The following is an 8,395-nucleotide window of genomic DNA, read 5'->3' as shown; positions in this document are numbered from 1 at the left end:
CAAATTGCCGAGTGCAGCTTATCTTATGCAAAGGTAATAAATAAAAGCGAGAGAGGGGAGCAACCTATGTTGTTAGCTATAAAAACTTAATGTGATTTAGGCTTTCCTTTGCAATATTTTGGATTGTGGTGCGTTTATCTTTTAATAATCAAAAGATAAAGCTATGAAACGTTTGGTGTTGTTTTTAGCGCTAACTGCCGTGTTTGTAGTCGCACAAGCACAGAGTCATCAAGGAACATTTTCGTTGATACCGAAAGTGGGTATCACGTTGGCTAATATGGCAAATATGGGGCTCAATACTTATGATGGAACGCTAGATTCTCATTTTAAGGCTGGTTTTGTGGGCGGATTACAGGGGGAGTATCAAGCAACTACTCATATTAGTGTGTCGCTGGGTGCCTTTTATTCCATGCAGGGATGCCGTTATTCCGATTATCGTATACAGGTTCCGATCAAGGTTTCCGAAGATGAAGAGTTTATCGGAAGCCATCATCACCATATCAATTTGGACTATGTGACCGTGCCTTTGTTGGTGAATTACTATGCTACTCGCGGTCTGGCTGTGAAAATAGGAGTACAGTTTGCGCGGTTGGTCAATGCCAAAGAGAGTAGGGAGGATACTCCATATAAGGTAAATAAGAGTGGAGTTTATACCTATGGCGAGATGACTCAGACGACGAAAGACCGCATGGAACAGTGCAATAAGACGGAATTTTCCATCCCTATGGGTGTCTCATACGAATACATGAATGTCGTTGTAGAGGCGTGTTATCATCTTGGTTTGAGTAAAATAACAAAGGGAGCCGAAAATCATAACCACTGTTTTACGATTACGGCTGGGTATAAGTTTGATTTATAGAGGGTTGGTCTAGCAGCCATTTCCAAATAGGCTTTACTTCAATAGTGAGGCCTTCTTCGGTAATAGTGCATTCTTCGTCCATCGTAAGGATGTAGTTTTTGCTAGTATGCTCTGCTTTCGCAACTTCTATTAATCCTTTCATTTCTCGCTGTTTGGTTTTTTCTTCGCTGATACTCATGGTCACTTGATAGGCTTCAGTGAGTGTAACGCCATGTCTAACAACAAAGTCGCATTCTCCTTTATTGGCATAATAATATACATCGAGTTGCCTGCGTTTGAGCTCGATGAATACTAAATTTTCTAGCAGGATGCCGATATTGTCAGTCGGGTTGAAGCCTATTGTGCTGATAATAGCGTTGTCTATAAGATATATTTTCTTGGCACTGGCACTCTGAGTCTTTACGGATGGAGCATATTTTGTTAATTGAAAGATGAGATAAGTGTCGCTAATAGCATTTAAATAGTTCTTGATGGTTTCGGGATGTTTGAGACCTACAACCTTTCCTAACGAACTATAGGTATGACGTTTGGCTGCGTTACTGGCAAGATAGTGCATGAGTTCGAGTACTTCGCGTTCGTTAGTGATGCCATTTCGCAGCAATACGTCGCGATATATAATGCTCTCGTATATTCCGGATATATATTCTCTTGTTTGATTTCTAAGGAAAGCAGGGAATCCTCCTTGCTTCATGTATCTCTTAAATTGGGCGAGCATCGTGGCGGTTCCAACTGTTGTCGCTATGGTTTTGGTAGAATGTTCTATCTTATTATAGGTCAAGAACTCTTTGAAAGAGAACGGATACAATTCTATTGCAATATATCTCCCGGTGAGATGTGTGCCTAATTCGCGGCTTAACATATTGGCATTAGAACCTGTAATAAAAATCTTATTACTGCTATTATAGAGTCTTCGTACAAAGAGTTCCCAACCTTTTATATTCTGTATTTCGTCAAAATAATAGGTATGTTGTACTCCAAAGAGCTCTATCAAGCATTCTTGGAGTAGTTGGAAATCTTCTATGGTGAATTTGATGAGGCGATCATCATCGAAATTAAGGAAGAAATCTTGTTCTTTCATCCTCTTTCTCATTTGCTGTATCAGCACAGATTACCACATCTTCTTACTCCAGAGACAACTACTATCTCTTCGCTTTCAAGCCATTGAGGTTGAATGTCTCGCGCAACTTCGTCTTTTAAACGGATATTTTGCTGGTCAAGAATAATTTGAATCAATAGTTGTTTAGGTATCATATGCCTGTAAGGATGATGAATATGGGCAAAGATAGCAAAAAGTTTTCATTCATAACGAATGATATTCTAGAATATCTTCGTTCGTAATGAAGGTTTTTCTAAAATATCTTCATTGGCAATGAAGATATTTAATCTAATATAGTCTCTCTTCGATCGTATAAATAATAGATAATGGCAAGAATGATACCTACTAGCAAGCCCGATAGATGGCCGGCCAAACTGACGGTGGCTTGGAAACTGAAAAGGAGAGTTATGCCGACCATGATGACAGGAAACCAAATGCCGTCTTTGTGTTTTGGAGTTAAGAGAGAGTTGATGATAATATAGCCATACATCCCCATGAGTCCGCCGGAAATACCTATCACGGTGTGCGGAGAGAAGAGAATGGCACAGGAAGTGCTAAGAAGGCCGGTGATGTAGAAAGATAAAATGACTCTACGGCTGCCTATCGCAAATACATATAAGTATAAGATGAGCCAATAATTAATGAGGTTATACGCAATATGCATGAGATTTCCGTGTAAGAAGAAAGCCGTAGCGATGCGCCACCATTCACCTAATCCCATCACCAAGTAGCTATTGGCGCCACCCCAACTGATGATTTCGGAGACGTCGGGCGACATGAGACTGACGCCCGAAAACACCATGGCCAAGTAATAAACAATACTGACGATGGGAGGAAGAGCTATAAGTATGGCCATGATGATGTGCCATGTATGCTCCGTCTTTTCCGATTTACGAATCTCTCCTTTATGCTTTTCCTCTTTAGCATCAACTGGTAAGGTTAGTAAGAAATTGAATATTGTTCTCAACAACAAATCATCTCGTTCTTCATATTTCTTACGATCGGGTTTGCCAAAAATCACAATGAGAATGATGAGGAGGCTATATGCGAGGGCAATCCAGCAGATGACGGCTATATTGAAATGCCCACTGGGACTCTCACTCTCGTCTGCTAATCGGAAGATAATGGCGTCATCGGTCGACAAATCATTGAAATGACCATTCGTAATCGCATGTACAAATCCCTTGTATAAATCAGAATGGTGTTCGTGTTTGAGCAAATAAGGTTGGTTATAGAGCGGGTAAGCATGGCGGTTAATACCCTGATGGAAGAAATCGTTGTAGTATTGATTAAGCTTTTCTTCGCTCGTCATGGCACTATATTCGCGACTAGTGAACTTTGTTCCAACATATACATTGGGCATTTTGTTGACTTCGTACACATCCAACATCTCAAAATAGAGCTTGTCTGCACCATGCCTTTGAGGTCGAGAAACCACATGTGTGTACGTTCCGCTGTATGTTGTGTCTGTTTCCAAGTGCGAAACGTGCACCCAATCGGTCTCCATTAAGTTTTTTATCTGTTGCAATGTCTCTACATGGAGTACGCTACTTTTCCATTGATTCATCTGGAAACCAATGACAATTCCAAGAAATAACGTGCCGGCCATGGTTAAACTTGAGAACGAAAATCGACTGTTGCTGATCCAAGGGAATGCATCATCTATGTTCCAAGTACAAATGACGACAATCAGACCAAGCAGGAGAGGAATGCCAAAGTTACGTAATTCCTCGCCAATATGCTGAACCAACGGGGTGTCCCATGCTATCCAAAGGAACAAGAAATAAAGTAAGGCCATGCCAAGTGATGGCGAAAGCAATCGAAAAGAGATGTTGCAAATAAGCGACCAATCTCTTTTTGATGTGTCTTTTCTTTTATTTCTTATGCCCATAGTAACGCTATGGAGAATTACCGTGGGTAGTTCAAGTTCTCATCTTTGATGACATTCAGCACCTCATTGAGGTATTTACGCGACTCCCAACGCGCCATCGGAAGGTCGTGGAGCAGATAGTTGCCGCAATCTTTGGGTGCTGCACCGGGAATTTCTCCATCAAAATTGGCTACAAACTCAAAAGTCTTTTTCATCAATTCTACGATGTCGCTACTCTTTAAGTCGCCTTTCATTACAAGATAATTGCCCGTGAGACATCCCATTGGCCCCCAGTAGATAATGCTATCTTTCCACTCCGAGTCGTTACGAAGATAGGTTGCAGCCAGATGTTCGATGGTGTGGATGGCGCCAACGTGCAAAGTCGGCTCGCGATTGGGTTCTTTCATACGAATGTCAAACGTCGTGACGGTCTCGCCCCCGACGGTGTCTTGGCGACTAACATAGATGCCGCGCAACAGGCGGTTGTGGTCTATGGTGAATGAAGGTATTTTATCCATGATGTAAATATTGTAATCGTTTTATTCTTGTTTCGTAGTTCTACTCAATTCCGAAGTTATCAGAAGTTAAACGCCTATGGGGTGTTGGAGTTACAAATGGGAGTTAATAGACAATTGTCTGTTGACTTCTTGCCTCGAAGAGGCTTTTACTTCTGTTGACTCCTGCTAACTTCCAAACCGGTGAAATGAGGAATGTTAATCTAATCTTTCTAAGAAACGGCGCGTCACTTCAAACGAACCGTCGGCCATACGATCCCAAAAATCAAAATATTGTTGTGCCTTACGGTCTTTCAAAGGTACATCGCTGATAATTCGGAATGAGATGAACGGTACGCCATAGATATGACAAGTCTGTGCAATGGAGCAGCTTTCCATGTCTACGGCCATCGCTTCGGGGAATTGATTGAGGATAGATGCCATCTTCTCACGGCTGTCTACAAACCACTCTCCGCTCACAATGAGTCCTGTACGTACGTTGGTCTCGGCCTCAATGCTTAATGCTTTCTTTACCAACTCATCGGGTGAATTGAATCGAGCCGGCATTCCGAGAATCTGTCCGGGTTGGCATTCCGAGCCACAATAAGCATCGTGGTAGGTGCATGAAGTAGACACTACTACATCGGTCACGTTGAGTGACGTGTCGGCACCGCCTGCACAACCCGACGAAATTATCAAGTCGGGCTGGTAATGGGTTATCATCTCGACGGCACCAATGGTCGAGTTGACCTTACCAATACCGCATTGTTGTAATATAATATGGTGTTGGCCGACAGTGCCGAGAAGAAATTCTCGACCGGCATGTTGCTCGGTATGGACATCGTGGAGAAGCGCGTGTAGCTGCTTATGCTCCTTGTCCATGGCTACGATTAATCCTATATTCATGTCTTAAATCTATTTCTTACTTTTCGCATGACTGCTCAACTAGAAGTCGTCGGGAGTTAAATGCCTTTGTTAGGCATTGGAGTTATCGGCAGTTAATGGACATATGTCGGTTAACTACAAGTCTTATAGAGGTTTTTACTACTGTTTTCTCCCATTTACTTCAGAACATTCGATGCCCGGATTATATTTCTTGCAAATTTACGAAAAAACTTTCATGGAGTCTTGTTGTACGTGGGTTTTCTTGTTGGTTTGCAACTATTTCCTTATTTTTGCATCTATAAAATAAACGTTTATTTATGAAAGCATTGAAGACTTACTGGCCCGATATTGTGGCAGTTGTATTATTTGCTGTGATTTCTTTCGCTTATTTCTTCCCCGCGGATATTGAGGGAAGAATCTTATATCGTCACGATTCGGCGGCCGGTAGAGGTGCAGCGCAAGAACAAGCAGCCTATTATGAACGCACGGGAAAGATGACCCGATGGTCGAACTCTGCGTTTAGTGGTATGCCGACGTATCAGACGGCACCATCGTATAGCAGTACGACGGCACTCAAACAGGCCATCAATGCCTATCATCTGTGGTTACCGGAGAATGTTTGGTTTGTTTTTGCCTATTTGCTTGGCTTTTATATCTTGCTTAGGGCATTTGATTTCCGCCATTCGTTGGCCGTTCTGGGTTCTATTATTTGGGCATTTTCCAGTTATTTCTTTATCATTATTGCGGCCGGACACATTTGGAAAGTCATGGCATTGGCCTATCTTCCGCCGATGATAGCGGGTGTGGTACTGGCTTATCGGGGCAAGTTCTTGACGGGATTAATAGTCACTGCCATCTTCTCAGCGTTTGAAGTGAACGCCAACCACGTGCAGATGACCTATTATTATCTGTTCATCATCTTCTTCATGCTAATTGCTTTCTTAGTCGAAGCCATTCGCGAAAAGCAGTTGTCTCGCTTCTGGAAGGCTACTGGTGTGTGCTTGATAGGTGCCGCTATCGGCATTAGCCTGAACCTATCCAATCTCTATCACACGTGGCAGTACTCACAGGAGTCGATGAGAGGGAAGAGTGAGCTCGTTAAGAAGAATGCAGCCAATCAAACAAATTCGGGACTTGACCGTGATTATATCACACAATGGAGTTATGGGGTGGACGAGACTTGGACACTTCTCGTACCCAATACCAAGGGCGGGGCATCGGTTCCATTGGCAGCTAATAAGACTGCGATGGAGAAAGCCAACCCTGAATACATGCAAATCTATCAGCAGTTAGGCCAGTATTGGGGCGAACAACCCGGTACCAGTGGCCCTGTCTATGTGGGTGCCTTTGTGTTGATGTTGTTCATTCTCGGCCTGTTTATTGTCAAAGGGCCAATGAAGTGGGCACTTTTGGCAGCTACGATACTCTCTATCCTTTTGTCTTGGGGGCGTAACTTCATGCCGTTTACTGATTTCTTCTTGGACAATGTGCCGATGTATTCCAAGTTCCGCACGGTGGCATCTATCCTCGTTATGGCTGAGTTTACGATTCCCTTGCTGGCCATGTTGGCTTTGAAGAAGATAGTAGACGAGCCCGATTTGCTGACTAAGAAGATAAAGTTCGTCTATATAAGTTTTGCCTTAACAGGCGGTATAGCCTTGCTCTTTGCTCTTATGCCCAATATGTTCTTCGTCGATTTTATCTCTTCTTCAGAGATGAATGCTTTGAAAAGCATACCGGCAGAGTACCTTGGGGCTATAGAAGGAAATCTCCGAGAAATGCGTCGTGCTATTTTTGTGGCTGACTGTTGGCGTTCTTTCTGGATTATTGTGGTGGGCACATTCCTCCTCTTGCTCTTCAAAGCTCGCAAGTTGAAGGCTGAATACATGATAGGAGCGGTGGCGTTGCTCTGTCTGATAGACATGTGGCAGGTGAATAAGCGTTATCTCAACGATGATATGTTTGTAGAGAAGAGCGTGCGCGAAGCCCCTCAAGTCATGACAAATGTAGACCGTCAAATATTGCGTGACAAGTCGTTGGACTATCGAGTGTTGAATTTGGCTTCGAATACATTTAATGAGAATGAGACCTCTTACTATCATAAGAGTATCGGTGGTTACCATGCTGCGAAGCTACGCCGTTATCAAGAACTCATCGAGGCGTATATTCAGCCTGAGATGCGTAAGATTTTGCCGGCCATATCACAGGCTGGTGGCGATATGACCAAGGTTGCTGGAGACTCCATTTACCCTGTACTGAATATGCTGAATGCTAAGCATTTCATTCTTCCATTGCAGAATAATCAGACTGTTGACGTGCAGAATCCATACGTATATGGTAATGCTTGGTTTGTGGATAAGTTGTCGTATGTGGATAATGCCAATCAAGAACTTGATGCACTGGGTCGCTTGAATCTGCGTCATGAAGCAGTGGCAGATGCTAAATTCCGCACCCAACTAGGTGAGGCTACGCATCAAGACGGAACGTCTATCGTCACATTGACTTCTTATGAACCCAATGAACTGCATTATGACGTAAATTCTACGAAGGGTGGAGTAGTGGTATTCTCGGAGATTTTCTATCCCGAATGGACCGCAACCGTTGATGGTCAGCCCGTAGAATTGGGACGTGTAAACTATGTATTGCGTGCTTTGAACGTGAAGCCCGGCCAACATAAGGTCGTTCTCAGCTTCTATCCGAAGAGTGTAGACCAAACTGAAACCGTGGCATATGTATCTTATGCTGTCCTTCTTCTCCTTATAATATTAGGTATATTCTCGGCTCGACGACAGCCAAAGGAATTGGAATAGTAGTTGATAGGGACTAGGTTTCCTCATAATGGTGTGCCAAATAGGTAATCATTATCAAGATATAAAATGAATGCAAAGGCTCCGCAGCATTACTGCGGAGCCTTTTTAGTAATGCTGTCCGGCTGTGGCAGCAATGTTGTTAAGGCCTTGCAGTAACCTCACCCCGACCCTCTATAGCCCCACCCCAACCCTCCCCAAAAGGGGAGGGAGAAGGTTTTAAGTTGACAAGTAGACGATTTTTTTGGGGGGAGTTTGTTAGTTCTTGAGTTTATGAGTTCTTAAATTGTAGGACGGGGAAGGTTCATTTCTTACTCTCTCCCCTTTATGGGGAGGGTTGGGGTGGGGCTTCTGTAGATACGGAAAGTCTTCCGTATCATAGCT

General features: G+C 43.3%; 6 protein-coding genes. 2 read left to right on the top strand and 4 right to left on the bottom strand.

Going from position 1 to position 8,395, the window contains the following annotated elements; genetic code table 11:
- The first annotated feature begins 163 nt into the window (after positions 1-163).
- Positions 164-859: a porin family protein gene (locus HMPREF0671_RS09760; RefSeq protein WP_036900031.1), complete on the top strand. Its 696-nt coding sequence runs from the start codon at positions 164-166 to the stop codon at positions 857-859.
- Here HMPREF0671_RS09760 and HMPREF0671_RS09755 read toward each other — a convergent pair.
- The 4 genes from HMPREF0671_RS09755 to HMPREF0671_RS09740 form a co-directional block, all read right to left on the bottom strand.
- Entirely contained in the window at positions 831-1,937 is a 1,107-nt protein-coding gene (locus HMPREF0671_RS09755; protein WP_232223201.1) for an ATP-binding protein, read from the bottom strand. The two genes, HMPREF0671_RS09760 and HMPREF0671_RS09755, sit on opposite strands and share 29 nt — an antisense overlap.
- Positions 1,938-2,238: 301 nt before the next feature.
- A complete protein-coding gene (locus tag HMPREF0671_RS09750) occupies positions 2,239-3,753 on the bottom strand; it encodes a rhomboid family intramembrane serine protease (RefSeq protein ID WP_036900028.1) in 1,515 nt (504 codons plus the stop codon).
- A 110-nt stretch (positions 3,754-3,863) separates the two neighbouring features.
- Positions 3,864-4,343: an S-ribosylhomocysteine lyase gene (locus HMPREF0671_RS09745; protein ID WP_036900025.1), complete on the bottom strand. Its 480-nt coding sequence runs from the start codon at positions 4,341-4,343 to the stop codon at positions 3,864-3,866.
- 195 nt (positions 4,344-4,538) lie between these two features.
- Positions 4,539-5,225, bottom strand: a complete 687-nt coding sequence (locus HMPREF0671_RS09740) for a 5'-methylthioadenosine/adenosylhomocysteine nucleosidase (protein WP_036900023.1) — start codon at positions 5,223-5,225, stop codon at positions 4,539-4,541.
- Positions 5,226-5,521: 296 nt separating this feature from the next.
- Here HMPREF0671_RS09740 and HMPREF0671_RS09735 point away from each other — a divergent pair, with 296 nt between their 5' ends.
- On the top strand, positions 5,522-8,014 hold the full coding sequence (locus HMPREF0671_RS09735) for a YfhO family protein (RefSeq protein WP_036900018.1): 2,493 nt from the start codon (positions 5,522-5,524) through the stop codon (positions 8,012-8,014).
- Positions 8,015-8,395 lie beyond the last annotated feature (381 nt).

The organism is Prevotella sp. S7 MS 2 (genome assembly GCF_000762865.1).
Taxonomy (GTDB): Bacteria; Bacteroidota; Bacteroidia; order Bacteroidales; family Bacteroidaceae; genus Prevotella.
This window is presented reverse-complemented; position numbering and strand designations above follow the sequence as displayed.